The 26,244-nt window shown below is 71.7% G+C and carries 20 protein-coding genes; 9 read left to right on the forward strand and 11 right to left on the reverse strand.

Annotation, left to right across the window (positions count from 1 at the left end):
* The first annotated feature begins 112 nt into the window (after positions 1–112).
* Together ACZ56L_RS26725 and ACZ56L_RS26730 are read left to right on the forward strand one after the other, a co-directional pair.
* Positions 113–1,534 (forward strand): mycothione reductase, encoded by a 1,422-nt coding sequence (locus tag ACZ56L_RS26725; protein WP_401761629.1) that lies wholly within the window; start codon positions 113–115, stop codon positions 1,532–1,534.
* Between the two features lie 233 nt (positions 1,535–1,767).
* Complete coding sequence (locus ACZ56L_RS26730; protein WP_345220084.1) at positions 1,768–2,037, forward strand: hypothetical protein; 270 nt, start codon at positions 1,768–1,770, stop codon at positions 2,035–2,037.
* A 212-nt stretch (positions 2,038–2,249) separates the two neighbouring features.
* On the opposite strand, the gene ACZ56L_RS26735 is transcribed toward ACZ56L_RS26730, so the two are convergent.
* Entirely contained in the window at positions 2,250–2,954 is a 705-nt protein-coding gene (locus tag ACZ56L_RS26735; protein WP_471066827.1) for a PepSY domain-containing protein, read from the reverse strand.
* Positions 2,955–3,086: 132 nt separating this feature from the next.
* Between ACZ56L_RS26735 and ACZ56L_RS26740 the strand changes: the two genes are divergently transcribed.
* Positions 3,087–3,698, forward strand: coding sequence for a histidine phosphatase family protein (locus ACZ56L_RS26740; RefSeq protein ID WP_471066829.1), 612 nt, complete (start codon positions 3,087–3,089; stop codon positions 3,696–3,698).
* A 129-nt stretch (positions 3,699–3,827) separates the two neighbouring features.
* On the opposite strand, the gene ACZ56L_RS26745 is transcribed toward ACZ56L_RS26740, so the two are convergent.
* On the reverse strand, positions 3,828–4,301 hold the full coding sequence (locus ACZ56L_RS26745; protein ID WP_345220087.1) for a C40 family peptidase: 474 nt from the start codon (positions 4,299–4,301) through the stop codon (positions 3,828–3,830).
* 464 nt (positions 4,302–4,765) lie between these two features.
* On the opposite strand from ACZ56L_RS26745, the gene ACZ56L_RS26750 reads away from it, so the two are divergent.
* Positions 4,766–4,933 carry a hypothetical protein gene (locus tag ACZ56L_RS26750; protein WP_471066831.1) on the forward strand — a complete coding sequence of 56 codons (168 nt, stop codon included), beginning with the start codon at positions 4,766–4,768 and terminating at the stop codon, positions 4,931–4,933.
* A 185-nt stretch (positions 4,934–5,118) separates the two neighbouring features.
* Here ACZ56L_RS26750 and ACZ56L_RS26755 read toward each other — a convergent pair whose 3' ends face one another.
* Positions 5,119–6,270, reverse strand: coding sequence for a S1 family peptidase (locus ACZ56L_RS26755; RefSeq protein WP_471066833.1), 1,152 nt, complete (start codon positions 6,268–6,270; stop codon positions 5,119–5,121).
* A gap of 367 nt (positions 6,271–6,637) precedes the next feature.
* Between ACZ56L_RS26755 and ACZ56L_RS26760 the strand changes: the two genes are divergently transcribed.
* The gene (locus ACZ56L_RS26760) at positions 6,638–9,454 is read left to right on the forward strand and encodes a glycosyl hydrolase (protein ID WP_471066835.1); all 2,817 of its coding nucleotides are present in this window, start codon (positions 6,638–6,640) and stop codon (positions 9,452–9,454) included.
* A gap of 46 nt (positions 9,455–9,500) precedes the next feature.
* On the opposite strand, the gene ACZ56L_RS26765 is transcribed toward ACZ56L_RS26760, so the two are convergent.
* The 3 genes from ACZ56L_RS26765 to ACZ56L_RS26775 all read right to left on the reverse strand — a co-directional run bounded on the left by ACZ56L_RS26765 (position 9,501) and on the right by ACZ56L_RS26775 (position 14,046).
* The gene (locus ACZ56L_RS26765; protein ID WP_471066837.1) at positions 9,501–10,559 is read right to left on the reverse strand and encodes a LacI family DNA-binding transcriptional regulator; all 1,059 of its coding nucleotides are present in this window, start codon (positions 10,557–10,559) and stop codon (positions 9,501–9,503) included.
* A gap of 156 nt (positions 10,560–10,715) precedes the next feature.
* Entirely contained in the window at positions 10,716–12,185 is a 1,470-nt protein-coding gene (locus ACZ56L_RS26770) for an FAD-dependent oxidoreductase (protein ID WP_471066839.1), read from the reverse strand.
* Positions 12,186–12,624: 439 nt separating this feature from the next.
* On the reverse strand, positions 12,625–14,046 hold the full coding sequence (locus tag ACZ56L_RS26775; RefSeq protein ID WP_471066841.1) for an FGGY family carbohydrate kinase: 1,422 nt from the start codon (positions 14,044–14,046) through the stop codon (positions 12,625–12,627).
* 258 nt (positions 14,047–14,304) lie between these two features.
* On the opposite strand from ACZ56L_RS26775, the gene ACZ56L_RS26780 reads away from it, so the two are divergent.
* From ACZ56L_RS26780 to ACZ56L_RS26790, 3 genes are all read left to right on the forward strand, one after another.
* Positions 14,305–15,336: a hypothetical protein gene (locus ACZ56L_RS26780; protein WP_345226130.1), complete on the forward strand. Its 1,032-nt coding sequence runs from the start codon at positions 14,305–14,307 to the stop codon at positions 15,334–15,336.
* Positions 15,337–15,401: 65 nt separating this feature from the next.
* Entirely contained in the window at positions 15,402–16,943 is a 1,542-nt protein-coding gene (locus ACZ56L_RS26785) for an amino acid permease (RefSeq protein WP_471066843.1), read from the forward strand.
* A 916-nt stretch (positions 16,944–17,859) separates the two neighbouring features.
* Entirely contained in the window at positions 17,860–18,228 is a 369-nt protein-coding gene (locus tag ACZ56L_RS26790) for a VOC family protein (protein WP_471066845.1), read from the forward strand.
* A gap of 252 nt (positions 18,229–18,480) precedes the next feature.
* On the opposite strand, the gene ACZ56L_RS26795 is transcribed toward ACZ56L_RS26790, so the two are convergent.
* Positions 18,481–21,039, reverse strand: coding sequence for a hypothetical protein (locus tag ACZ56L_RS26795; protein WP_471066847.1), 2,559 nt, complete (start codon positions 21,037–21,039; stop codon positions 18,481–18,483).
* A gap of 137 nt (positions 21,040–21,176) precedes the next feature.
* On the opposite strand from ACZ56L_RS26795, the gene ACZ56L_RS26800 reads away from it, so the two are divergent.
* A complete protein-coding gene (locus ACZ56L_RS26800) occupies positions 21,177–21,596 on the forward strand; it encodes a hypothetical protein (RefSeq protein WP_471066849.1) in 420 nt (139 codons plus the stop codon).
* A 280-nt stretch (positions 21,597–21,876) separates the two neighbouring features.
* Here the strand turns inward: ACZ56L_RS26800 and ACZ56L_RS26805 are convergent, their stop codons facing one another.
* The 4 genes from ACZ56L_RS26805 to ACZ56L_RS26820 form a co-directional block, all read right to left on the reverse strand.
* Positions 21,877–22,497 (reverse strand): hypothetical protein, encoded by a 621-nt coding sequence (locus ACZ56L_RS26805; RefSeq protein ID WP_468690492.1) that lies wholly within the window; start codon positions 22,495–22,497, stop codon positions 21,877–21,879.
* Between the two features lie 376 nt (positions 22,498–22,873).
* Complete coding sequence (locus tag ACZ56L_RS26810; protein ID WP_471066851.1) at positions 22,874–23,386, reverse strand: anti-sigma factor antagonist; 513 nt, start codon at positions 23,384–23,386, stop codon at positions 22,874–22,876.
* A 474-nt stretch (positions 23,387–23,860) separates the two neighbouring features.
* On the reverse strand, positions 23,861–24,496 hold the full coding sequence (locus tag ACZ56L_RS26815; RefSeq protein WP_468690489.1) for a class F sortase: 636 nt from the start codon (positions 24,494–24,496) through the stop codon (positions 23,861–23,863).
* Positions 24,489–25,544: a hypothetical protein gene (locus ACZ56L_RS26820; protein WP_471066853.1), complete on the reverse strand. Its 1,056-nt coding sequence runs from the start codon at positions 25,542–25,544 to the stop codon at positions 24,489–24,491. Before ACZ56L_RS26820 ends, ACZ56L_RS26815 begins: the two co-directional genes overlap by 8 nt.
* Between the last annotated feature and the right edge of the window lie 700 nt (positions 25,545–26,244).

A 26,244-nucleotide genomic window follows, 5' to 3' on the forward strand; every position in this document is an offset into this window, starting at 1 on the left:
GTAGGACGGTCGGGGAGGCCGGCCCCCCCCCCCCCCCCCCCGGATCGTCCGTCAGTGCGCCCGGGCGAAGGACAGGGAGTGTGAAGGCGGCCGTACGGGCTACCTATGGTGCATGTCGCACTACGATCTCGTCGTTCTCGGCGCGGGCAGCGGAAACGCCCTCCTCGACGACCGCTTCTCCCATCTGAACGTCGCCCTCGTGTCGGAGGGCCCCTTCGGCGGTACCTGCCTGAACGCGGGGTGCATCCCGAGCAAGATGCTGTCCGTCACCGCCGAAGTGGCCGATTCCGTCCGGGAGAGCGACCGCCACGACGTGGCGGCCCGGCTCGAAGGCATCGCGTGGCCACGCGTGCAGGAACGTGTCTTCGACAGGCTCGACGCCAACTCCCGCGACGGGGAGCAGGGGCGGCGGGACAGTGGCTGGGTCACCGTCCTGCGGGGCCGGGCGCGCTTCACCGGCGAGCGGGAACTGGAGGTGCGGACGGAGCGGGGCACCGAACGCGTCACCGCCGACCGCGTGGTCGTCGCGGCGGGCGGCCGCCCCGTCGTTCCGCCGGTGATCGCCGATGCCGGCGTTCCGTACGAGACCTCCGACACCGTCATGCGCCTGGACGAGGTCCCCGCCCGGATGGTCGTCCTCGGCGGCGGCTACATCGCCGCCGAACTGGCCCACGTCTTCCACTCCGCGGGTACCGCCGTCACCGTCGTCGAGCAGCAGGACACCCTGCTCGGCCCGCAGGACGAGTCGGTCGCGCGGGCCTTCACCGAGATCGTGGGCGCCCAGTGGGACCTGCGGCTCGGCCGGGAGGTGACGGGGGTGGAGCAGAGCACCGAAGCGGAAGCGGACGCCTCCGGGACGCTGCGGGTGACGCTGGACGACGGGGCACGGATCGACACGGACCTGCTCCTGGTCGTGGCGGGGCGCCGGCCCAACAGCGACGTCCTGGACCTCGACCGGGCGGGAATCTCCGTCGACGAGGACGGCCTGATCGAGGTCGACGCGCAACTGCGGACCAGTGCGCCGGGCGTGTGGGCGCTCGGCGACATCACGGACGGCGGCCCGCACCTCAAGCACGTCGCCAACCGCCAGGCCGCGGTCGTCGCCCACAACCTCCTGCACCCGGAGAAGCCCCGCACGATGTCCTACGACGTCGTGCCCTCGGCGGTCTTCACCCGTCCGCAGATCGCCCAGGTCGGCCGCACGGAGCAGGAGGCCCGCGACAGCGGACCGGACTTCGTGACCGGAACACGCCGGTACGACGGCGTGGCGTACGGGTGGGCCCTGGAGGACGAGCAGGGGTTCTGCAAGGTACTCCTCGACCGGGCCTCGGGCCGGGTCATCGGCGCCCACATCCTGGGCACGCAGGCCGCGACCCTCATCCAACCGCTGGTCGTGGCCATGACGGCCGGGATGTCCGCGCGGGAGCTGGCGGAGAGCCCGCTCTGGATCCACCCGGCGCTGACCGAGGTCGTGGAGAACGCGCTGCGCGAAGCGCTCGGTCAGTTGGAGGAGGGCGCGGACGGGGACGGATGACGCGGCTGCCGCCGTATGGTCGCCGCGCGGGCTACCGCCCGTGGTCTACCCCGCGAGGTGCAGGGCGAGGGCCGGGTACCACGAGGGTTTGTGCGGCGGTCCAACCAGTGTGGGACGACACCGTTGCCACCCCGCTCCTACTTTGTGGTTGTCCAGTCACGGCGCGCCGTCGGGTCCCTTCCGCGGTACGGCGGTGTGCCGGATTCCGACCGTTTTCCGGAGAGGGGAACATCATGCGCATGCAACGTGCACTGGTAGGCGCGGTCCTGGGGGGCGCGCTGGTCCTCGGGGGTACCGCTACGACGGCTCAGGCGGACGCGCCCGCGAGGGCATCGGCCGGTGAGAAGAGCGTCGCGCTCAAGGCGAGTTGGCACTTCTACAAGGCGTACTGGACCAGGAGCGAGTGCGAGAACCGGGGCAAGGCTCTCGGCGGGCGCTACAAGTGCACTTCCGGGATAGGCCACGACGGCGAGTTCAAGTGGTTCCTGTACCGCTGGTACTGAGGAGTTCGTCGGCGGCGCGGGGGCCGGACCCGTCCGGGGCGTCACTCGACCCCGCGGGGGCCGGGAAGGTCCGTCCGCCGCCGCCGGTTCCCGGGCCCGCAGCATGTTCGTTGCTGCGGGCCCGCAGCTGTTCGCGCGGGGGCGACGCTCGGGGTGGCCGCGGGGCGGTCCCGTCGGCGGAGAAGGTGTGGGCCCGCGGCCGTCCCGGGGATTCAGTCCCGGTCGACGTGTTCCCGTACGACCTTCCCGTCGGTCGCGTCGATGTCGTACGTCGTCTTGTCCCAGTTGCCCGGAGTCACGAGGTCGACCTTCCAGAGCGGCTTGCCGTCCGCCGTGTCGTCGAGCTCGACGGCGGTCACCGTGCCCTGCTTGCGGTCCTTCGCGGTGGTGGCCGCCTTCTCCCAGGTCACCTTGGCCGCAGCAAGGCGGGCAGTGAGCTTCCGCCGGTCCTCGACGTCCTGGTCGGCATCGGCCCGGGGCTGTGCCGCCTCACCGCTGACGGCGTCGACCTTCACCTTCTGGACCGCGCCGTCGGACGCGGCGACCTCGGTCTCCCATTCGGGGGCGCCGTCGCGGGTGCGCTTGAGTTCGGCCGAGACGAGCTTGCTGCCGGAGACCCGGGCCTCGGCAGCGGTTCCGGCCTTCTGGTGGTCCGCCTTCGCCGCGGGCACGAGTTGCTGCCGTTCCGCCTGGTCCTCGGTGAGGCCGGCCGTCGACGACGAGGGCGACGCCGACATCGACGGCGAGACGGTGGCGGAGACGGAGGCGTCGCTCGCCACCGGGGTCGGCTGCGCCTTCGGCTCGTCGTTCCCGCAACCGGCCAGCAGGAGCGCCGCGGCGGCGAACCCGCACAGCGCGAGGCCGGTGTGCGTCTTGGGGCTAATGCGATTTCTTGTACTGTTTTGTTCACTGTTCATGGCGGTTGAGGGTATACCGCCCGCCTGCCCGTGACGTCGATCCAGCGGCTCCGCCGCGAAGCAGGTCGCGCAGGCGGGTGATCGGGTCGGCGCGGAGTCGGCGGACGCGCACCGGAATGGGGCGGCGAGGGCGTGGCGGTTCAGCGGACCTGCGGACTCGCGGACTCGCGGACTCGCGGAGGCTCTGCGGGGTGCGCGCGACGCCGCGGGGCTCCTCGGGCTCCGGCTGGGAAGTTCCAGGCGGCCGCAGCCGTGGAGAGGCCGGCCGCACGCGGACAGGTACGGGCCGTCGTCCCCTCGCCACTGCGGCGCTGCCGGCAGACCGCTCGGTTCGCGGCCGAACGGCCGGGGCCGGAAGCCCGGATCGGCGAAGAGCTGCGGGAGGCCGAGTTCGAGGTCCAGGAAGGGCTCACGTACGCGGAGGTGCAGCAGCGCCGTCCCGGGGAACCGGCTGCCCGGCTCAGTTCGCCGACGGCCGCACCGCCCCGCGGCGAGCCCCTCGCCGGTGTGGTGCGACGGGTCGCAGCCGCACGGGACGGGCTGCTCGCACGGCATCCGGGCGAGACCGTGCCGGTCGTTGCGCACGTCGCGCCGGTGCGACAGTTGATCCGCCTCGCCCTGAGCGCCCCGCCCGAGCCGCTGTTCCGGATGGAGGCCGCGGCGGCCTCGGTGTCGGCCACCGCCCACTACGCGCACGGCAACGCCTCGGCGCAGTCGCTCGACGACACCGCCCGCCTGCGCTGATCTCATCGGGGACGAGCAGCGGGGGCCCGGTCGCGGCCGTGGCCCCGGCGACCGTGCACGCGAGGTCGGCTCCGTGCGCGGGGCGGCGGCACCCGCTCCGGTACCGCAGGGCTCACGGATGACCGCGCGTCAGCCCACCCGGCCGTACCAGACACCCTTCGACCAGATGCGTTCCAGCCGCACCAGCGCTCCGGTCCTGGGCGAGTGCCAGATCTTGTTGCCGCCGGCGTAGATGCCGACGTGGTACACACTGCGGCCCCGGTGGAAGAACACCAGGTCGCCCCGCAACCGGTCCTTCGCCTCGACGTGCCGGCTGGTGCCGTACTGCGCCTGGGCGGAGCGCGGCAGGCTCCGGCCCGCCGTCCTGAACGAATAGAGCGTCAGCCCCGAGCAGTCGAACCGGTGCGGCCCGCTCGCCCCGTACTTGTACGGGGCGCCCTCCTTCGAGGCGGCGACATCCAGCGCCTTCACGGCGTGCGGCGCGGCGTGGGCCTCCGGAGCCGCACCCGGAGCCACCACACCCGTTCCCGTCAGCGCAAGAGCGAACACCCCTGCCGTGGAAACCCTGGTGATCATCGACGGAACACGGACATGCGCGGTCATGCACAACCCTTCGTCGACCAGACGTCCCGGCGACCCCCGAGGTGGCACGCCACCAGGACCGCCCCGCCACGACGGCGAGGACTTGTCGTTCGTTCCGGGGATCCTGCACCGGAGAAACCTGATGTCCGGTGAATGCGGCGGAAAAAGAAGGCCCGTGGCGCAGGCCCGTCCGGGTCGGTCGAGGCCGCTCCGCGCTCCGGTGCCCCGGCACGCCGGAAATCCCCGGACCTGCGACGAAAGCCCCGTCTCTCGCGTGACGAATTCCGGAGCGGAGCGCAACTCGAAGCGGTTCGCGCGACATGCATCCGCGACCCGCACGAGTGACACGCGCTCGCCCACCTGCGCACCGGGCTTCCCGGCCGCGGTGCCCGGCCGGGGCTGCCGCCACGGGTGGCGCGCGAAAGTCCGCGCGGGCAGGGGACGGCCTCGGTGGAATTGCGGGTGACGGTGCCGAGCCCGACGCGATGCGCGAGGTCGACCCGGTGACCTGGGACGCGGTGGTCGGTGCGATCGGGGCCGGCGGCGTACCGGACGAGGCCCTCTCGGCCTGGGGGCGTACCGGACGAGACCGTCGGCACGATCTGCGCGCGGGCCGCTGGGCAGACCGGCACCACCCCGGCCGCGGTGCGTGACAGACGGCCGGCGACCGGTGTCGAGACAGCCGGCCGCCGCCCGGCGGCACGGCGGACCGACTGCATCGCGACGGCCGGTCGCCGGTACGGGTACCCGCTCGGGGGCGTCCTCCGGGGCGGCGGGCAGGCCGGTGCGGACGTCGCGGATGCGAGGCCGCACCGGCCCGAAAGGGTCCGGCCGGCGGTCAGGCCGTGTGCAGGGTCAGTCCGTAGCGGTTGAGGATCTCATTGACCGGCTGGTGCCAGGTCTCGCCGCCGCTGCCGCAATTGCCCCAGCCGCCGGAGGTGACGCCCTGGGCCTGGTCGCCGCTGATGAACGAGCCGCCCGAGTCGCCGGGCTCGGCGCACGCGCTCGTCTTGGTCATCTGGTGGACGGCGCCCTGGCTGTAGTTGACGGTCTCGTTCTTGGCGAGCACGGTCCCGCAGTGCCAGTGCGAGGTGGAGCCGGAACGGCAGATCGAGGCGCCGACGGGCGCCTCGGCCGAACCGCGCACGAGCTGGTCGGAGACGGTGCCCCAGCCGAGGACCACCGGGACGGTCCACCAGCCGCTGCCGACGTTGACCCAGGCGTAGTCGTTGCCCGGGAACGAGGACCCCCGGAAGTTGCCGATGTAGGAGCGGTCCCAGCCGTTGACGGCCTGACCGGCGCCGCCGCAGTGGCCGGCCGTGACGAATCCGCCGTGCACGGAGAAGCCTATGGAGCAGCGGACATTGCCCGTGTAGTACGGGTCTCCGCCGACCGTGCCCGCGGCGAAGGTGGTCGGCTCGTGATCCGTGGCCCGGACGGTCAGGGGCCCGGCATCGCGTGCCTGTGCGAGGAAATGTTCGACATCGTTGTCGTGCTGTCGGTCGGCCTGGACTTCCACGACGACCTTGTTGGTCTGCCAGTCGACACTCCAACTGCTCACCCCACTGGGGGCCCTGAGGGAGTCCAGGCGCCGAAGGTTCGCTTCGAGCTGCCGGGCGTTGCGGGCGACCGGTTTCACGGTCGCCCCGGCGGCCCGCACCTCGGCGGCCTTCGAGGGATCAGCGAGCGCGACGGTCAGGCGGCCGCTCTCCGGACTGAACCAGGACCCGGCGTAGTCGGCTCCGGCCGCCGCCTTGGCCCGCTTCTCGACGGCGGTCGCCTCCTTCTCCGCAGCGAGCCGGGCCTCGGCCTGGCTCCGGGTGAGCCCGAAGTCGCGCTGCATGGCGGCGAGTACACCCGAGGAGGCCGGGGCGCGCCCGGCTTTCGGGGCGTCCTCCGCCGCGGCTGCGGGGGCGGTTCCGAGCACCGCGCCGGTACCGACGACGAGGAGTGCCGACAGGGCGGTGCGCAGAGCTGTCATGCGTCTCATGGGGAGGGCCCTTCGTTGTTCCGGTGGTGGGGGAGCGAACAGAACGATGCGGTCTGAGAGCGCTCTCAGGGCGTGCCGGGAAGGAGACTAGCGAAGGAACGCGGACAGGTCCATGCCAATGCCGTGCCGTTGCGCGCCGAGGGCGGCGGGCAGCGGGCCACGCCGGCCGCACGGCCCCGCCGGGCCCCCGCAGCGGAGTCCGCACGCTCGTGTCCCGCCAAGGCTCGAAGACGTGACGTGCCGGTGATCGCGCCAACTCCCCTCCTTACGCGGACTATTGACACTGCTGTTTCCGGAGTTCTACGTTCCTTGACGTCTGAGAGCGCTCTCGATAGGCCCTTCCCGTCAAGACTTCGAGGTGCCGTCCATGCCAGATCCCCGCTCGCACCCCGCCCCCCACAGCAGAGCCCGTCAGAGCAGAACTCCCCGCCGCACGCCCGCCGTCGCCCTGGCCCTGGTCGCCGCCCTGGCCGCCGTCGGGCTCGGCCCCGCCGCCGCACCGGCGGTGGCGGCCACCGTTCCGGTCGGTTCCGGAAGTCACTCCGACACCCGCCCCGCGGGGACCTCGGGCCCCACCACCCACACGGGCACCCCCGTCACCCCCAAGGTCACCCCGGCGGCCAAGGGCAGGCCCGTACCGACCAACGACTGGTGGTCCTCCCTGGTCTTCCAGCGGTACGGCGACAACCCGTACTCCACCCCGATGTACGGGCACCCGCTCACCTACCAGGCCACCGCGGGCGGGCTGGAGGTCGGCTACCCCACCACTCCCGCGGTCGTCGGCGAGGGCCGCCAGTACGAGTACGCGCACAAGCGCGACCTCACGCTCGGCCTGACCGGTCTCAACTCCCCCGACACGAAGGCCGACGCCTGGTCGGACTGGACCGTGACCCCGTACTGGTCGGACGGCGCGCGCACCCTGCGCACCACCATCGGCCACGGCCTGCCCTTCGTGTACGCCAAGGGGTCGGGCGCGAACGCCCAGATCACCACCGCCGCCGCGCCGGCCGTCTTCGCGGACCAGGGCAACGTCCTGGGCATCACGATCGCCGGGCACCACTACGCCCTCTTCGCCCCGAGCGGCAGCGACTGGAACGTGTCGGGGTCCACGATCACCGCGGGGCTGGGCGCCAAGGACTACTTCTCCGTGGCCGTCCTGCCCTCCGCCGACGCGCTCGCCACGTACAGGAAGTACGCCTTCAGCTTCGTCACCGGCTCCAAGGTGACCTGGTCGGCGGCGGCGGGCTCGGTGAGGGCCGGTTACGCCCTCACCACCCAGGCCCAGGAGGGCGACGAGACCGGTACGCTCCAGGCGCTCTACCGCCACCAGTGGCTGCACACCGCCGACCCGCTGACCCCCTACACCTATGTCTCGCCGCGCGGCACGATGAAGGTCCGCGAGGGCACCTCCTTCACCACCACCCAGAAGTCCTCTCCGGTGCTGCCCGCCCTGCCGAAATCCTCGGGCGTGGACCGCGCGCGGCTGAAGACGTATCTCGACGAGGTGGTGAACGCCCCCGATCCGTTCTCGGGCGCCACGGACACCTACTGGACGGGCAAGGCCCTCGGACGCCTCGCCCAACTCGCCCCGATCGCGGACCAGTTCGGCGAGAGCGCCGTCCGGGACAAGCTCATCGGGCTGCTCAAGGGCAGGCTCCAGGAGTGGTTCACGGCAGGCGGCGCGAGTGAGTTCTCGTACGACAAGGACTGGAAGACCCTGACCGGCTATCCGGCCTCCTACGGCAGCGACACGGAACTCAACGACCACCACTTCCACTACAGCTACTACGTCTACGCCGCCGCGGTCGTCGCCCAGTACGACCAGGCGTGGGCCGCCGACTCGGCGTGGGGCGGCATGGTGAAGGCCCTCATCAAGGACGCGGCCAACCCCGCCAGGAGCGACCCGGCCTTCCCGTTCCTGCGGGGCTTCGACGTCTACGCGGGCCACAGCTGGGCCTCCGGGCACCAGGGTTTCGCGGCGGGCAACAACCAGGAGTCCTCGTCGGAGTCGACGAACCTCAGCGCGGCCCTCGTGCTCTGGGGCTCGGCCACCGGCAACGCCGAACTCCGCGACCTCGGCTCCTATTTGCTGACCACCGAGTCGGAGGCGGTCGCCCAGTACTGGTTCGACGCCGACGAGCAGGTGTTCCCCGCGGGCTTCGGCCACGACACGGCCGGGATGGTGTGGGGAAGCGGCGCGGCGTACTCGACGTGGTGGACGGCGAACCCCGAGGAGATCCACGGCATCAACGTCCTCCCGGTCACCGGGGGTTCCCTCCACCTGGCCGGGAACAAGGCCGCGATCCGGCGCAACCTCGCCGAGCTCGTACGGGAGAACGGCGGGCCCGCCGTCGAGTGGCGGGACATCCTCTGGGAGTTCGAGTCGCTCGCCGACCCGGGAGCCGCGAAGTCCAAGTGGGATGCCGGCAGCGGGAGTTACACGCCCGAGCAGGGCGAGTCCAAGGCGCACACGTACCACTGGACCGGCACCCTGGACGCGCTCGGCGCCCCCGATCCGGGGGTGACCGGTGACCTCCCGACGTCGGCGGTCTTCACCAAGGGGACGGTCCGCACCTACGCGGCCCACAACTACGACTCCGCACCCCGTACGGTCACCTTCTCCGACGGCGCGAAACTCGTCGTTCCGGCCCGCTCCACGGCGACCGGCACCGGAACCGGCGGCGGCCCCGACCCGGACCCGCCGTCGGGCAACGTCTTCCAGCTCCGCACCGGAGGCGTCCTCACCACGGCGGCCACGGGCACGGCCGGCAGCGACACCATCGCGTCCGCGGACGGCGCCAACCACGACGGCACGCCCTACCGGCCCTTGGTCTACGAGGCGAAAAAGGTCAACGGCACCCTCGCCGCGGGCCGGACCACGGCCTTCCGCCTCCAGGTGGACGCCGGGACCGCGGTCGGCCTCGGCCCGCAGGCCAGGGTCAGCTACGACCTCACGGGCGACGGTACCTTCGAACGGACCGAAACCTACCGGTACTTCGCCACCGATCCGGTGACCGGCTGGGAGACGTACGGCGAGGGCGGCGGACCGAAGTCGGCGACCGGTTCGCTCGGGAACCTGACGGGCGGGACGGTACGCCTGGAGGTGTGGTCGGCCATCGGGAACGCCCCGGCCAGGCTCAGGACCGGGACGGTGGATTCGGTGCTGACGATTCCGTTCGGCTGACCGCTCCCGCGCGGGTGCCGACGGGGCCCGGGAGCACCGTCGGCACCTACGCCGTGTCCCTCCGCACCAGAACCGTGGACGTGATCACGGGCTCGGGGGCCGGCGCCCCCGAGCCCCGCTCGCCCAGCAACCGCATCAGCAGCCGCACCATCAACCGGCCCATCTCCTCCACGTCCTGACGCACCGTCGTCAAGGGAGGGTCGATCCGCTCCACCACCGAGGCCATGTCGTCGAACCCGACCACGGCGACGTCCTCCGGCACCCGCAGACCACGCTCGCGCAGCGTCGCCAACGCCCCTGCGGCCATCAAGTCGTTGGCGGCGAACACCGCGTCCACGTCCGGCCGCCGCTCCAGCAGTTCGGCCATCGCACGCGCACCGCTCTCCTCGGTGAAGTCCCCCACACCGATCAACTCGGAACCGCCGGCCGGCAGGGCGTCGCGATAGCCGTCGGCCCGGTCCAGCGCGGAGGTCTGGTCGGGCGGACCCGCGATGTGGGCGATGCTGCTCCGCCCGGTCGCGACCAGGTGCCGTACCGCTTCCCGGGCTCCGCCCCGGTTGTCGCAGTCGACGTACGGCACCGCGGGAGCGGCTGCCGCACCTGCCGGCCCCGGGCCGCCCGGACGCCCGCCGAACACCGCCGGCACCTTCGTCCGGGCGATGATCGCGGGAAGTTCGTCGTGGTCGTGCAAGGAGAAGGCGAGCACTCCGTCGACGTGCCCGCCGCCCACATAGCGGGCAATGCGTTCGTAGTCCCCCGGTCCCTCCACCCACAACAGGACGAGCTGGGAGTCGTGCGCCGTCAGCTCCCGGCTGATGCCTCGTATCTGCTGGGCGAAGAAGGGGTCCGAAAAGATCCTGAACTCCGGTTCGGCGACGATCACGGCGATCGCGCCGTTGCGCCGGGTGACCAGGGTGCGGGCCGCGTGGTTGGGAACGTATCCCAGCTCGTCGACCGCTTGGTGCACCTTCTCCACCAGGGACGCCCGGACACCGGCGCCGCCGTTGACGACGCGGGAGACGGTGGCACGGGAGACCCCGGCACGGGCCGCGACCGCTTCCAGCGTGGGGCGGGCCGTACCGAACCCGGGAGTCTGCTCGGGCAAGGGGTGCTCCTCGGCTGTGTCACTCGGCTGCCGGGCCAGGCTACCCGTCTCGACCGGCGGGGCTCCGCGTCCTCGGTCCGGGCCGGCTGCGGACGCATTGGGCCCGGAGCCCGGCTTCGTCCGGTTCGCGGCGCGGGAGGTACCGGGACTGCTCCGCTAGCCGTTCCCTTGCACGGGCCGGACTGCCTCCCCCTCCGACCGGCCCTTCTCCTCCTCCGGCCAGGTCGTCTCCCCGAGCACCTGCTCGCACAGGGCACGGACCGCCTCGCCGCAATCCGCGCCGCGGCAGTGCCCCGACATGACGCGGGTGCGGCGCCGGAGGCCGCCGTGGCTGCGGGCCGGGACGGTCGCGGTGAGTGCGTCGCGGATCTCGCCCCGGGAGACGCGCTCGCAGGCACAGACGATGTCGCCGTAGGCCCGGTCGCGGGCGATCAGGTCGGGGCGCTGGTGGGGGCGGGGGAAGGCTTCGCCCAGGTTGGGCATGGCCGGTGCGCTCGCGTCCGTCGGCCGCGCGGCGAGCGGCACGTCCATCTCCTCCCTCAGGAGTCCGGCGACGTACGAGGCGATGCCCATCGAGGCGCTGAGGCCGGTGGAGCGGATGCCGCCGACGGTCACACAGCGGAGGGCGGGGTGGGCGCGGATGCGGAAGTCGTCGTGCTCGGTGGCGGCGCGCAGGCCCGCGTACGAGGTGAGGACACCCGTGTCGAGGAGCGCGGGCATGATGCGGCGGCCGTGCTCCAGGAGTCCGGCGATGCCCTCGGGGGTGGTGTGGTTCTCGTTCTTCGCGTGTTCCCGCCCGGTGAGGTCTTCCGCGGTGGGACCGAGCAGTACGTTGCCGAAGACGGTGGGCGTGACGAGGACGCCCTTGCCGAGAGCGGTCGGTACGGGCAGCAGGATGTGCCGGACGAGGGACCTGGACTCCTTGGCGAAGACCAGGAGTTGGCCGCGGCGCGGGGTGACGGTGAAGTCGTGGACGCCGAGGAGGCGGTCGATGTCGTCGGAGTGGAGGCCGGCGGCGTTGATGAGGAAGCGGGCGCGGAGGGGGCCGCGGGTGGTGTGGAGGAGATGCCCGTCCGGGTCGGTGCCGATCCCGGTGACACGGGTGCGCAGGCGCAGTTCGACTCCGGCACGGACCGCCTCGGTGGCGTACGCGAGGGTGGTGGACCAGGGGTCGATGATGCTCTCGTCCGGGACTTCGAGCGCGCCGAGGGCGCCGGGGCCGAGGTGGGGTTCGCGGGTGCGGAGCTCGGCGGCGGTGAGGAGCCGGGTGGCGGTGTACCCGTTGGCGGCGGCCTTGGCGGCGAGGGAGGGCAGGGCGGCGAGTTCGTCCTCGTTCCAGGCGACGAGGAGCGCACCGGTCTTCTCGACCGCGATACGGGCCTGTGCGGCGTAGTCGAGGAGTCGGCGCTGCCCGTCGCGCAGCAGACGGGATTCGAGGGAGCCGGGGGTGGCGTCGAAACCGGTGTGGAGGATGGCGGTGTTGGCCTTCGACGTGCCGTTGCCGACGTCGTCGGAGGCGTCGAGAAGGACGATCCGGTGGGAGGACCGGAGGGCCAGCTCACGGGCGATGGCGGTGCCGACGACGCCGGCGCCGATGACGGCGAGGTCGTAGGGGGCGGGGGTCATGTCGTCCTCCGGACGGGGGTGGGTGTGTGGGGCGGCGGGACGGGGGGGCGGTCGGGGCGAGCGGGGCCTCCGCCCGTGGTGGTGGACCGGTACCGGGGCGGACCGGAACTGTAGGGGGTGCGCCTCCGGTGGGGGCTGCCCAATAGGGGCGGCACGGCGCAGGGGGGCGCGGCGCAGGGGCGGCGCGGCGCAGGGGGGGGCGGCACGGCACCAAGGCTGCGCGGCGCGGCGCCAGGGCGGCACGGCACAGGGGGGCGGCGCGGCGCAGAGGGTGGCACGACGCAGAGGGGCGGCGCGGCACAGGGGGGCGGCACGGTGCAGAAAGCGGCACGAAGCGCCCGTCTTCACGGCCGCAGGGACCTGTGCGACCGGCCACGACGAACCCGTACGCGCACACCCCCGCAGGCACTCGCACGTCCCCGGCAGCGGACCGCGCCCCTCACCCCACCACCTGCCGGAACCCCTCCCTCCGTTCCTCCGCCTCCGCCGCCCCCATCCGGGGCTCGTACACCGCCGACACCCCTCTGCCCGGCACCGCGTCCGCCACGCTCAGTCCCCTGTCGATTCCCAGCCGTGCCACCGCCGCGACGCCTCGCGCCGTCGCGTCCGGCACATCGGCCACCTCTACGGGGAGTTGGAGCAGGTCGGCCTGCGCCTGCATCAGCAGGGCCGACCGGGTCAGCCCGCCGTCCACCCGGAGCGCGCCGGGCCGCGCCCCGAGGTCTGTCCCCACCGCGTCCACCAGTTCCGCGACCTGGGCCGCGATGCCCTCGCAGAGGGCCCTGACGAGGTGGCCGGGGGTGGTGTCGAGGCCGAGGCCGGTCAGGGTTCCCCGGGCGTCGGCCCGCCACCACGGGGCGGCCAGACCGGCCAGTGCCGGGACGAAGGTGACGCCCCCCGAGTCCGGCACCGTCGTCCCGATCCGGTCCAGGTCGTGGGCGCCCGCGAGGACGCCGAGGTCGGTGAGCCACCGCACCGCGGAGGCCGCCGTGTAGACCTGCCCGTCCAGGCAGTAGCTCGTACGTCCGCGCAGCCGCCACGCCACGCACCCGACCAGGCCCGTGGTGGAACGCACGGGCCGCGTGCCCGACGAGGCGAGCAGGAAGGCCCCGGTGCCGTACGTGCACTTGGCCTCCCCGAAGCCCGTCGCCCCCTGTGCCAGCAGTGCGGCCTGCTGGTCCACCAGGAGCCCGGTCAGGGGGAGTTCCCCGCCGAAGGCCTTCGTCGTACCGACGCAGGTGTCGGAGTCGACGACCTCCGGCAGACGTTCGCCGCCCAGCCCGAAGACGTCCAGCGCGTCCGGCGACCAGGCCGCCCGGTCCAGGTCGAGGAGCTGGGTGCGGCCCGCGGTGGCGGTGTCCGTGACGAAGGCCCCGGTGAGGCGGTGGACCAGCCACGCGTCGCTGGTGGTGACCACTCCGGACCGGGTCAGGCGGCGGCGTATCCACGCCATCTTGGGCGCGGCGAAGTAGGGGTCGAGGGGCAGTCCGGTCCACGCGGTCAGATCGTCTGCGTACGGGGCGAGTTCGCCGCATATGCCGGACGCCCGCCGGTCCTGCCAGACGATCGCCTCCGTCAGCGGTTCTCCCGTCACCGGGTCCCAGGCGAGCACCGTCTCCCCCTGGTTCGCGAGGCCCATGGCCACGACGGGTTCGGCCGCCTCGGCCAGGGCCTGTCGCCCCGCCTCCAGCACCGACGCGTACAGCTCGGCAGGAGCGATCTCGACCCGGCCGCCGGGCAGGTGGCGGGGGCGGACGGCGGCCGTGCCGGAGCCGATCACTCCTCGTTCGGGGCAGACGACCAGGGCCTTGGTGCCGGAGGTCCCCTGGTCGACAGCCAGCACCGGTCCGTCGTTGCGCATCCCCGTACCGCCTCGTCCTGGTCGTCCGTTCGGAAGCCAGCAGCCTGGGACAGTCCCCGCCCCTCAGTCAAGAACTGCCAAAAAACAGTCGCCCACGTCCGAACTCCTCCGTTCTGCGCCCATGAATTACTGGATCGGAATCCTGATTCGTGGTCAACTACACGTCGACCACGGTGGGTTGGCCGATGCGTACGCACTGCGAAGGGGGGCCTTCCCGGCCTCCTCCGTACCGCCGAACGCACCAGAGGACCTGCAACGATGCCCAGCGAGGAGTTCCGGCCGGTGTACCACCCGGCGGGCCATGACGCCGAATTACGGTTCGTCGTACAGGAATTACGAGCGGGCCGCTGGGTGGCGATGCGGAACCTGCTCGCGGGTACCGCGGACTGGGCTGCGTGGACCCGTCGCACCCAGGTCCTGGCGGCGGTCGCGGCCGGTACCGACACCGTGCGCGCCTGGCGGAGCGAGGAGCCGCACAGCCTCGCGGCGACCGTGATGCACGCGCGGGTCGCGGTGGAGCGTGCGACCCGCGCCCACCAGAAGGAGCACCCGCAGACCGCCGCGCTGTGGCACGAGGCGTGGGAGGCCTGCCAGGTCTGCGCCCAGCAGGCGCCCGACGACCCGGTGCCGTGGGTGTGCCTGTTGGCCCTGGCCCCGCTCGACCGGGGGCAGCGGATGGCGGACCACCGGCTGCCGCCGCCGGGGCCGATGCTCTTCCCCGGCCCGTGGGGGCTGCTCGCCGAGGTCACCAAGCGCGACCCCGCCAACCGCGAGGCGCACCAGCGCATGCTCCAGTTCGTGTACGCCAGGAACGAGCGGGGCGCCCTCCCCGAAGCCGTCAACTACGCGCACTGGGCGATCGTCTCGGCACCTTCGGGATCTCCCGTGCACACCCTCCCGCTGTACGTGCGCGTGGAGCGCTATCGCCGGGAGCGGGGCCAGGAACGGGCGCTCGACATGCACTGGGTGACGGACGACGCGATCAGGGACGCGCAGTGGGCACTGCGCAACTGGTTCGTTCCGGCCCACCCGGCCGATTCCGCCCGCTCCGCTGATTCCGCCGCCCCCGCGGAGTCCTCGCTGCTCGACCTCAGCCACCTGGCCCACGCCCTGTGGGGCGCCCACCAGTTCCAGGACGCCGCCCGGGTGTTCCGGGCACTCGGGCCCTACTACGCACCGCTGCCCTGGGTGCGCCGCCTGCGTGGCGGACAGGACGACACCACGCACGCGGCGCAGGAGCTCTTCCTGCAGGCCCGCGCCCGGTGCCTCCTCGGCGCGCCCGGTTCGTAACCGCACTCCACGTGCCACCGGGGCGACCCGCATGTGTCCCCCGGGCCCCTCTCCCCTCCGAAGGAATGACCATGTCCCTCTCCCCACCGAAATCGTCCCGCCCGGACGCTGTCGCCCCGCAGGACGAGGAGCAGCGTCTGCGGGAACTCGGCTATCAGCCGGTGCTCGCACGCCGGATGGGCGGCTTCGGCAACTTCGCGATCAGCTTCTCGGTCATCTCCGTGCTGTCCGGCTGCATGACGATGTACGGCTTCGGCCTCGGCACCGGCGGCCCCGCCGTGATGATGTGGGGGTGGATAGGCGTCGGCCTCTTCGTCCTCACGGTCGGCCTGGCGCTCGCCGAGGTGACCAGCGCGTACCCGACGTCCGGTGCGCTCTACTACATGGCCGACCGGCTCGGCGGCCGCAAGTGGGGCTGGTACACCGGCTGGTTGAACCTGCTGGGCCTGCTGGGCGCGATCGCGGGCATCGACTACGGTGCGGCGCTGTTCACCGGCGCGTTCCTGAATCTGCGGTTCGGCTTCGAGCCGACGCCCGGGTCGACGATGCTCATCTTCATGTGCATCCTGCTGCTGCACGCGGTGCTCAACCTGTTCGGCGTGCGGCTGGTCAGCGTGCTCAACTCGATCAGCGTGTGGTGGCACATCGCCGGTGTCACCGTGATCGTCGGCGCGCTGGTGATCGTCCCCGACCACCACCAGTCGGCGGGGTTCGTCTTCACCGAGTTCGTGAACGACACCGGCATCGACAGCCCGGTCTACGTGGCGGCCATTGGCCTGCTGCTGGCGCAGTACACCTTCTCCGGTTACGACGCCTCCGCCCACCTGTCGGAGGAGACCTCGAACGCGTCGGTGACGGCCCCGCGCGGCATCGTGCGCGCCATCTGGGTGTCCTGGATCGCGGGGTTCGCCCTGCTGGCCGGTCTCACCTTCGCCATCCAGGACTACGCGGGCACCGTGGGCAGCGAGACCGGGGTGCCGCCGGCGCAGATCCTGCTGGACGCGCTGGGCGACGGCGGAGCGACGGCGCTGCTGCTCGTGGTGATCGGCGCCCAGCTGTTCTGCGGCAACGCGGAGGTCGCGGCGGCCAGCCGGATGGTGTTCGCGTTCAGCCGCGACAACGCGCTGCCCGGTTCGAAGCTGTGGCGCAGGGTCAGCAGCCGCACCCAGACGCCGGTTCCCGCGGTGTGGCTGTCGGTCGGCATGGCGTGCCTGATCGCCGTGCCGTCGCTGTACTCGGCGACCGCGTACTCCGCGGTCACCGCGATCAACGTCATCGGCATCACGCCCGCGTACGCCATCCCGATCTTCCTGAAGCTGCGTGCGGGCAACCGGTTCGAGCCCGGGCCGTGGAACCTCGGCCGCTGGAGCAAGCCGATCGGCTGGATCGCCGTGTCGTGGGTGACCGTCGTGACGGTGCTGTTCATGCTGCCGCAGAAGGCACCGGTGAACTGGGACACGATGAACTACGCGGTGTTCGCGATGGCGGCGGTGCTGCTCCTGGCGACGGCGTGGTGGTACGTGGCCCGCGATTCCTACGGGACGCCGTCGGAGGCGGCGTACGGCACCAGGCGCGAGCGGGAGGAGATCGCGGAGGGCATCATCTGACAGGTCTCCGCCTCTTCGCGCCGCGGGGGCGCGGCCACCGGTCTCCCGGTGGCCGCGCCCCCGCGGTCCGTACGGCGACGGCGTGGGAAACCCGCGCGCCGGACAGCCGGTGCGGCCGTTCAGCGCGCGGGGTCGGCAGTGCCGGGCGGGTGCTGCTCGTCGTGGAGGCCGGCCCGGACGCGACGTGAGGGCTGGAAGGCGCAGAGGTCGAGGACGCCGGGCGGATCGGCCGGGCCGGGGCCGCCGTCGGCGACCCGGGCGGTGGTGTCCGCGGCGGCGCCGGGGCCGTCGACCTGGCCGGGCCAGACAGGTGGGCCTCCGGCCCTGCGTCCCTCGGCGCAGGGCCGGAGGACGACGGCGTCGGCGCGCTCGCAGGCGTCGAGGCAGTTCGATGCGTCGGAACGTCGCCATTCCGGCCGGCGCGGTGAGCTGGGCGGTGCGCGGGGCTTCGTGGCCTGGGCGGGGCGCCTCGGCAGGGGCGCCTCGGCAGACGGTGACCGCGCACTGGCGGCAGGCCCGTCCCAGGACACGACGTCGTGGTCAATGGGGAAGAGATCTCGGACGGGTTCGGGGACGGCGCGGTGGAACGCTTCAGCTGCACGCCTGCCGGCTGACCCCGGCGCCCAGCTCTTCTGCCCGGCCCCCAACGCGCCGTGGGCCGAGGCAGTTGATGACACCGGGCGACTTCCTGCCCTGGAGGGCGAGAGGCCCGATACACCCTCATCGTTCGGCCGCGATCTCACCCTGGTGCGGGAGTCCCCCAGGGCGGCGGGGTGCGGGCGCAGGCGACACTCGGGGCCACTCGTACGACCGGCGAACAGCACGCGGAAGAACCCTTGGCAGGGGCCGTACCGATGAGTCCGCCGTCCGCGAACGGTCTGCCCAGCGAACACGACCGTTCTTGACAGGAGTGCCCATGTCCACCATCCAGCCAGTGATCCTTTCGGCCGACCAGGACGTCCTGTTCCGCTTCTACACGAAGCTGTTCGGCGCCGAGGAGATCTTCCGGGTACCGGAGGCAGGGCCGGTGTTCTACCGCGGCTTGCGTATCGGCGACACCGACCTCGGCCTGGTGGCCAGGACGGACCTGGTGCCCGGAGCAGCGCCGCGGATACTGCTCAGCATCGGTGTCGACGACGTCGACGAGACGCTGGGCCGCGTGGAGGCCCTGGGTGGTTCGGTGCGCAGCGGCCCCCACGACATGCCGTGGGGACAGCGGGTGGCCCACATCCAGGACCCCGACGGCAACCCGGTGAACCTGACCCAGCCCGTCCAGGCCCGGTGAACCCCCTCTCCGCGCCCATCCGCCGCGTGAACAACCCTCCGGGTCACTGCGCCTGGCCCCACCCGGGATCGGCACATCCCCACTTCTCAGGAAGGCCGGCACCCTTCAGCCGCTTCGGTGGAACGGGTGCCGGCCGTCCTCGTGTGCGCTCTGCGGCTACTCGCTCGTAGCCACGTGGGCTCCTTCACGCAAGGGGTCCGTCCGGTACGGCGTGCCGGCACCGGCGAAGCAGGTCCGGCCACGGCAGCAGAGTCAAGGGGTGTCCGGTTCATCCCCCTTGCACGCGTTGAGGGAACTGCTCGGGCGATCGAAGCGCCCGCCGTGCTGCGGATGGAACCAGGCAACTTGCCGGTAAGCCCGGACTCCATCGCAGTCGCCGAGGTCGAACGCCACGACCGTGCTCTTCTCCCAGGGACTGTCGGCAACGGACGCCCCCTCGGTGAGGTAGCGGGCCTCCCCTGTTCCGGTGGCGCGTGGCCCGCCCCAGGAAGTCCAGGTCACGTCGCGGACCAACCCGGAAGTGCTGCCGCCGTTGAAGAACGTCCTGGGCCTCGGCAGTCCATACCCTTTCTGGTAAGGCGCCCACAGGGTGCCAAGGACCGGAACGGCCGTTGCGGGACCGGGAGCCCAGGCGAAGACTGTGACGGAGTCATGGAGGGCGACCTGCTGCTTCTTGGCGTTGGTGACGACGAGCGGGGAGGCGGGGGGCCGGTAGTCGTTGAGTCCGGTGGCTGCGGCCCGTCGCGCGCTCCATCCCTGTCCCGTTGTCTGGGCCATGACGGCGTCCTGCCCGGACGGGGCCCATGTGCCGCCGCTCAGACGGTAGGCGGCTGTCTGCTGGCGGCGGATCGCTGCCCCTTCCCCGTACGCGACGCAGGATTCGGCCGGTTCGCGGAAGGCGCTGGCCCATACCTCGTCCCGGGGGCCGAACCAGAGCCCCGAGATCCGCAGATGCGGGGGCGCATCGTTGTGGGGCAGGGCGGTGGTGGTGTGCTTGTCGGTGTCGAGATCGATCACGGTCACCCGGTCGGGGGGCCCGCAGGGATTGCCGCCCGAGTCATTGCCGCCGTAGGCGAACCGGGTACCGTCCCCGTTGACCGCCGCGTACTGGCCGGGTCGCCGGGCACCGCCGGGGATGTCCTGGAGAGTGTCGTCGACGACCGTCGTCGCCATCCCGTTGGCGGCCGTCCGGTACAGCTTGTTGGCCTCGGCCCCATTGAGGCCGTTGTCCATCGTGAAGATCAGCAGCCCGCTGCCGGCCGCCGTGCTGCCGACGAGAAAGAGTTGCAGGCCGGTGGCCGGAGTGTCGATTCCCCGCAGTTCGAGGGTCTTGGGGGTCTTGCCGGAGGGCGGGTGGGACAGCATCTGGGCGCGCTGCCGCACGCTGACCAGGTTCGCGTCCTGGAAGGCGAGTCCGGCGCAGTCCTGGCAGGCCCAGGTGCGGCTCTGGCCGGTGGACAGGTCCGTCGTGTGCAGGGTGGTGGCCGTGCCACGAGAAGGTTTGGCAAGCCAGCCCACGCGTTGGCGGTCGGCCGACCAGACCAGGTCGGTGACCGTGCTGCCGGATGCCACCGTGCCGACGGTGCCGGCCTTCTCCTTGGTCTGGACGTGCACCTCCTTGTCGGTGGCGTACGCGATGGTCGGCATGGAGGCGGCGACCGGCGCCGTCTGCGGTGAGGGGCCCGCGTCGGGGCGGGTGAGCAGCAGTGCTCCGGCGGTGACGGCTGCGGCGACGACGGCTGCGGCGGCCGCCTTGATGACCGGACGGTGCAGCGGCCCCCCGGCGGGCGGCGGCCCGGGAGGGCTGCCGGGCGGTTTGGCCGGCGCCGACGACAGTACGGAGACGGCTGCGGACCAGGCCTGGTTCACGGCCTCAAGGACTGCGGTCCGAACCGGGCGGAGGAACAGGAGGACGACGAGGGCCGGTGCCCACTCCGCCTTCAGAGCAAGCCGTTCGTTGTCGCATACCCGGCAGCGCTGGCAGCCGGAGGACTTCTCACATGTGCTGATGGCCAGGATGTCTCGCACCCGGCAGGTGGGGCACACCGCGCAGCTTCCGCAGTCGGCACACTTGCGGGCGTGTTTGAGCACGTGGTCCCGCAGTTCGCTGCCGAACTCCTGTGGGTACCGGCCGACGATGCCGGTCAGTTGTCGGCACAGGGTGCGATCGTGCTGCACAAGAAGGTACGCGTCAAAACCGACCGCGACGGCCGCCGTGATGCGCGTGACCTTGTTGGCGACGGTTTTCTCCGACAGCGCCCGCCCTGACAGGGCGAGTTGTTCGGTGACCTCGGCGACCGTGAGCTCCTGCTCGAAGAAGAGCCGGTAGATCTCCTGCTCATCCGCCGCCAGCGTGCGTGCCACCCGGCCGGCTATGCCGACCACCTGAGCAAGCCGCCCTTCGTCGTCACGCGCGCGCCCCACCCGGGAGACGTCCGAGCCGAAACCGTCACCGTGGGCGTGGGGCGGAACGGAACGCTGCCGGATCACATCACGGCGCTTGTAGTGGTTGAGTTCGCGATTGCGGCTGAAGCGGTACAGCCACCCGCCCAGGTGGTCCGGATTCTGCGGACCCTCCCCCTTGAGCAGCTTGACGCAGGCGTCCAGGAAGGTCTGCTGAGTGACGTCGCTCGCCGCCTCCGGGTCCCCCATCCGCCCCGCCGTCGACACCAGAACGTCCTGCACATACCGTTCAGCGATCATCTCCAGCGCCCTCTTGCGCCGGTGCGGCCGAGATGCGTCCAGCGCCCATTGGACCAGCTCCCGGTCACTGATCCGGTCACTGCCCGGCCTCCACAGACGGTCATCCACTGACACTCCCCTCACGTGAGCTGCCGCAGCAGCCGCTCACGGAAATTCCGCAAAGAATCTTCGCGAACTCCGGGAAACACGCGGGCTGTTGGCCCTGGACCTCCGACCGATACCTCACGGCACCAACGGAGGACTCCATGTTCCGTCGCGTCCAGCACCAGTGCACAGCCCCTGCCGAGGGCGAACAGCAGTACCCCACCCGCCCGCAGCCGCTCCTCCGGGTCACAGCGCTGGCGGGCTCCGGCCTCTCCGGCGCCGCCCTCTCCTGGAGCCTGCTGGGCCACAGCCCGCTGTGGACCGTGGCTGCCCTCGCCATCACCGCTACCGCCGCGGTGGTATGCGCCCTCGCCCGGCACACCCCCGACCTCGTTCATGCCGTGATCTGGCGTCTGGCCCTGCGGACAGAACTACGAGAAGTACGGCAGTTCGCACGCGAAGACCTCCTGTCGGAGAAGATCACTCCCCAGCAGCTCATCGAGCTCGCTGGAAACGTCCACCGGCACACTCTGAAGAACCAGCCCCCGGAACCGCGGACCAGCGACGACAACGACCACTGACCGCTGCCACCGTGGGACCCCTCCCCGTGAGGGGTCCCACGGCCGGCGAGACCCGCCACCGCGTTCGCCCTGGCACCCACAAAGTGCCAGCACACAGCGGCGTGCGGGCGACGCTGGAGGGTGAGCACCACAGGTGCCCGGCTGCCAGGTTCGGCAGCCGGGCACCTGTGGTGCTGTGGTGCGTTGGCGCTGCGGTGCGGTGGCGCTGCGGTCAGACGGTGCGATCAGAGTTGGCGTGGACTGGCTGCCCTGAGCGCCACGGTGGTCCGACCGAGGTGGTTCAGCAGGGGAGAGTGGACTTTCCTGCCGCGCCGGTCGCGCCGGTGGTGCCGTCCGAGGTGGACGTGGCGGCGGTGCCGTTGCCGCCGGGCTTGCCCGGGCAGACCGGGCTGGCCGCACCGCCGGCGCCGCCCTGGCCGCCCTTGTAGCCGCCACCGGCTGTGGCCGCGCCTCCGTTGCCGCCCTTGCCCCCGGCGATACCGACGCCCGCGTCGCCGACGCCGCCCACACCGCCCTTGCCGCCGGTGCCGCCGAGTGCGGCACTGCCACCGGTGCCTCCGGCACCGCCGTTGCCGTTGGCGCCGCCTGCGCCGCCCGTGCCGCCGGCGCCGCCGACGCTCGCCGTGCCGGTGGCGTTGCCGCCGTTGCCCCCGTTGCCGCCGTTGCCGTTGGCTCCCGCAGCGCCTCCGGTGCCGCCGAGGCCACCGAGCCCGCCGCTGGTCCCGACACCGTTGGCACCGTTGGCACCGGGCAGGCCAAGGAGCCCCAGGGCGGAGTGGGTCCGGGCACTGCTGGCACCGGACTGGGCGGAGGCGAGAGCCGGAGTGACGGTGAGGCCGGCTACGGCGATCGAAGCGATCAGGAAGGTCCGTGCGGTGGCCGTGCTGCGCAGGAAGCGCATGGCATACATCCTTCGGTTTGCCGCCGGAGAAAATCCCCGGCTGACAGTCATCAACGTAGGCGCATCCACGGCGCACCGCGCCCCAAGAATGCTTAATTGTCTTTAAATAGATGGATGCATCAAACTTTGGCCTTAATTTCGAAAACATTACTCTTCGCCGTTTTTTCGAGTATTGAGGCTTTCGCCAGGATTGGTGTTTTGATTGCCCTTACCAGGGAACCGCGCACTTCTGGGTCAACTCCTGGGGGTTTTACGGCGCTTGCAGCGGCTGCCGCCCACGCGTCCCGGCGGGCCCACACCACCGAACCAGGCGGGGCGCGGAACGGGCGGCAGCCGTCGTCGGTGCGACGGCTGCCGCCCGGCTGCCGGGCCGGGGTCAGGGTTGCCGACTGCGCCTCACACCCAGAACGGGCCTGCGCGCGAGGAAGGAAGGTACAGCGGGGCAGACCAGGAGGGGGCCGGCGGAGGCGTTCGCACGCCCGGCGGTGATCGCGTCGCGGAGGGTGGATGCCGGCGGGTGCGGTGTGCTCAGCCCCGCCAGGTGCAGGACGCACCGGTGCCATCGGTCCGTACACACCAGAGTGAAGGAGCCCCCACTGGTGCGGACTTGTTCACATGCGCCGTGCAGGAGGTCGAGGAGGGAACTGTCGAAGAAGCGTGCCGGACGCAGATCCACGACGAGACGGACGTCACGGCGGGCGGCCGCCCGCTGGAGGCGGGGGCGCAGTGCGGGGACGGTGGCAAGGTCGACTTCGCCGTGAATTTCGATCACGGTGACGGCTTCGTCGGGCAGGGGGCGAAGACGTGCACGATTCGTGGGAGGCCACGTCGTGGCCAACAGCCAAACGAAGCTGGGGTCCGGCGGGACAGGGCGGAACGACATGCGCATCAAAGCCCCCAGGTGCAGCGGCCCCGCACAGCGGGGCAAACGGTCAGTGGCACTCACCGAGGGCTGGGGTGAAGAGCCGCCATTCTACGAAGGCCGATGACGGCAGAAACGAAAATCCGGCTCCAGTGCCACTCCTCCGTGTGAACAGTCCGCGAAATCCCAGTGAGGGACCCCGCCGTGTGGCACGGGGCCCCGCCGCAGGCCGATCGCGGAGCGATCGCCCGCAGACCACCCAGCCTCATGCCCCGCCGCACGGGAGCGCTGCGCCTTCCGGCCGCGTAGCGGCGGCGCGACGTCGCTGGGGGGGGCAGAGCGGGCGCGCACGCGGCATGGGCCGCGCCACCGGACCCGGGCCGGCCGGGACGAAGACGACCCCTCATCGGTCCGGGGGCCAGGACCACAGCGCCGCCTGGTGCCAGGCGGCGGCCGTGCTGTCCGCGGATATAAGGAGTCCCCCCCGGTCTCGGTCCCGGCCTACGCCGTGGCCTCGGCCTTGAGGTGGGCGAAGACGATGACGTTCGAGTCCCAGTGGCGGTCGGGATTGAGGGAACCGCCGCACGTGATCAGGCGCAGTTCCGCCTTGCCCGTCGACTTGTAGACCTTGTCCGTCGGGAAGTTGTCCTTCTTGAACGTCTCGACGGAGTCGACGGAGAAGACGGCGGTGCGGCCGTCCTTGCGGTGCACCTTGATCTCTTCGTTCTTCTTGAGCTCCTTGAGGTGGTGGAAGACGGCCTTCTCCGTCTCCGGCGTGTCCAGGTGGCCCACGATCGCGGCCGCACCCTTCTCGCCGGGGGTGGGTCCCTCGCGGTACCAACTGGCCTCCGCGGGTTTGTCCATCGGCGGGGTCTCCATCACTCCGTGGGCGTCGAGGCCCACCGTCTCGAGGTCGGCGTCGACGTCGATGTCGGGGATGGTGATCCGGTCGGGGACCGAGGGAGCGATGGCGCTGACGGGAACCGTTTTCGTGCTGCCGCCGGTGAGCTGCGTACCGGTCTGGGGGGACGAGGAGCAGCCGACCGCCGCGGCTGCGGCGAGTGCCGTGGTCGCGGCCAGGGCGGCCGTGCGGCGTGCGCACGCTCCGCCCCGGCGGCGAGTTGTCGACTCAGCCATGGTGGCGGCGACGCAGTGCGACCGTGCCGACCAGTGCTGCGGCGCCGAGCGCGGAACCGCCGAAGAGGTCCATGTCCGCTCCGTTGCAGGAGGAGGCCGGGGCCATACCGGTCTGCACGGAACCCTTGGGGACCTTGTACTGGTGCGGGTGCAGGGGCTTCACGTCCTTGCCGTGGACGTGCGTGCCGTTGTTGTGGTGATCAGTGCGGTCCGAACCGTCCGCGGCGACTCCGAACTTCACAGTGTCGATCTTGGCGGTTCCGACGTAGCCATTGACTGCGTAGTAGCCGGCCCTGGTCTTTCCGGAGACGGTGGCCTGCCCGTGCCAGGTTCCCTCGTGCAGGGGGTCGCGCTCCAGGTTGACCGTGCCGGTGAAGGCGCCGGACGTGACCGTGGCGTTGCCCTTGAGGTTTCCGCTCTTGATGGTGACGGCGACCTTGTCGCCAGGGCGGCCGCCGTCGGCCGACAGGGACATCGAGGCCTGGGACGGAACCGGGGCGGGGGACGGGCTGGTGCCGGTGTTCACCGAGAAGGCGGCGGAGCCCTGCGAGCCGGTGTCGCCGTAGTCGGCGGTCGCCGTGAGGCGGGCGGTGCCGATGCCGAAGCCGGACTTCACCTTGCCGGTGCCCAGGTAGGTGAGGTGGTCACCGGCCTTGGCGGCCTGCGTGAGGCTGATGCCGGTGAGCGCGTCCGAGGACGCGGACACCTTCGAGCCATTGGGGGCGGAGACCTTGAACTTCACGGTTTCTCCGGCCGTGTAACCCGCCTTGCTCTTGGGCGAGGAGGTGACGGAGACGACCGGGGCCTCGGCCTTGTCGCTCCGGATGCCTGCGTCCGACCGCATGCCCTGGCCCTGGACGCCCTTGTCCGGCCGGCCGGTCCGCGCGTCCTTCGCGGACCGGCCGGAGTCACTCTTGTTCGGCTGCGGGGCGTCCGAGGCGGTGGCGATCGTCGTCACCCCGGAGTCGGAGGCGAACGCGGTGGCCGGCGCGGACATCGCCAGAGTGGCGGCGACGGCTATGGCGGAGATGGTGAATGCCTTGCGCATGAGTGAAACCTCTCGTCGATCCGGGCTTTTCGCCCGTTACGTCCACTATGAGGAGGAAACCGGCCCCTTGGTTTCGGCTTTCTCCCGCGCGTCGTTCTGGACGGCCGAAGGTCCCGGAGCGCCGCGCGACCGCTGACCAGGCGTTTTTTGACAAGCGAGGAGCGCTCTTTAGCCACTTATTAGGTGCTTCAGTCCTTTTGTCGGACCGTGTGCGCTTCCGCGGTGCTCCCGGATCGGTCCCGCTACCGGGCGGGTGAGGCCCGACATCCCGGCATGTCACCTCACGGGCCCGGCCTGTCACCCTCACAGGCCCGGCCGGCACCTCCTCGGCACCCCACCGCTGCTCGGATGCGAGCTCCGCCGCGCCGACCGCCACTGGCCGAGTCGGGGCTCCTCCTCCGCCCTCGGACATCACGAGTTGGCGCATGACGGCGGGTGAGGCGTGTTTGGCTTGGCCCTGGCCTGTTGTCAGCCGATGTTGGTGCGGTCGGGGACGAGGCCGGTGGTGGCGCGATAGGTGTCGGGCAGGCGGTGGGTCCAGCGCGTCAGTTGTCTCCAGTGTTCGTGGCCGACGAGGGCGTGTTCGACGCAGATGCGGTCGGACGAGTGGTCGTGGCGGTCACGTTCCCCCTGTTCGACTCTGCCGGGCGGTGCTCCCGGCCGGGGCTTTGCGGGTGGGGACCGCGCACCCCCGCTCGGC

The sequence above is a fragment of the Streptomyces sp. NPDC039736 genome, assembly GCF_055596485.1.

What these genes read in the sequence shown, in the direction of transcription:
- ACZ56L_RS26820 (WP_471066853.1), bottom strand. Translation starts at nt 25,544, where the DNA reads ATGCGCAAGGCATTCACCATCTCCGCCATAGCCGTCGCCGCCACTCTG.
- ACZ56L_RS26730 (WP_345220084.1), top strand. Translation starts at nt 1,768, where the DNA reads ATGCGCATGCAACGTGCACTGGTAGGCGCGGTCCTGGGGGGCGCGCTG.
- ACZ56L_RS26725 (WP_401761629.1), top strand. Translation starts at nt 113, where the DNA reads ATGTCGCACTACGATCTCGTCGTTCTCGGCGCGGGCAGCGGAAACGCC.
- ACZ56L_RS26770 (WP_471066839.1), bottom strand. Translation starts at nt 12,185, where the DNA reads ATGACCCCCGCCCCCTACGACCTCGCCGTCATCGGCGCCGGCGTCGTC.
- ACZ56L_RS26800 (WP_471066849.1), top strand. Translation starts at nt 21,177, where the DNA reads ATGTTCCGTCGCGTCCAGCACCAGTGCACAGCCCCTGCCGAGGGCGAA.
- ACZ56L_RS26750 (WP_471066831.1), top strand. Translation starts at nt 4,766, where the DNA reads ATGCGCGAGGTCGACCCGGTGACCTGGGACGCGGTGGTCGGTGCGATC.
- ACZ56L_RS26745 (WP_345220087.1), bottom strand. Translation starts at nt 4,301, where the DNA reads ATGACCGCGCATGTCCGTGTTCCGTCGATGATCACCAGGGTTTCCACG.
- ACZ56L_RS26810 (WP_471066851.1), bottom strand. Translation starts at nt 23,386, where the DNA reads ATGCGCATGTCGTTCCGCCCTGTCCCGCCGGACCCCAGCTTCGTTTGG.
- ACZ56L_RS26815 (WP_468690489.1), bottom strand. Translation starts at nt 24,496, where the DNA reads ATGGCTGAGTCGACAACTCGCCGCCGGGGCGGAGCGTGCGCACGCCGC.
- ACZ56L_RS26760 (WP_471066835.1), top strand. Translation starts at nt 6,638, where the DNA reads ATGCCAGATCCCCGCTCGCACCCCGCCCCCCACAGCAGAGCCCGTCAG.
- ACZ56L_RS26775 (WP_471066841.1), bottom strand. Translation starts at nt 14,046, where the DNA reads ATGCGCAACGACGGACCGGTGCTGGCTGTCGACCAGGGGACCTCCGGC.
- ACZ56L_RS26805 (WP_468690492.1), bottom strand. Translation starts at nt 22,497, where the DNA reads ATGCGCTTCCTGCGCAGCACGGCCACCGCACGGACCTTCCTGATCGCT.
- ACZ56L_RS26755 (WP_471066833.1), bottom strand. Translation starts at nt 6,270, where the DNA reads ATGAGACGCATGACAGCTCTGCGCACCGCCCTGTCGGCACTCCTCGTC.
- ACZ56L_RS26735 (WP_471066827.1), bottom strand. Translation starts at nt 2,954, where the DNA reads ATGAACAGTGAACAAAACAGTACAAGAAATCGCATTAGCCCCAAGACG.
- ACZ56L_RS26780 (WP_345226130.1), top strand. Translation starts at nt 14,305, where the DNA reads ATGCCCAGCGAGGAGTTCCGGCCGGTGTACCACCCGGCGGGCCATGAC.
- ACZ56L_RS26790 (WP_471066845.1), top strand. Translation starts at nt 17,860, where the DNA reads ATGTCCACCATCCAGCCAGTGATCCTTTCGGCCGACCAGGACGTCCTG.
- ACZ56L_RS26785 (WP_471066843.1), top strand. Translation starts at nt 15,402, where the DNA reads ATGACCATGTCCCTCTCCCCACCGAAATCGTCCCGCCCGGACGCTGTC.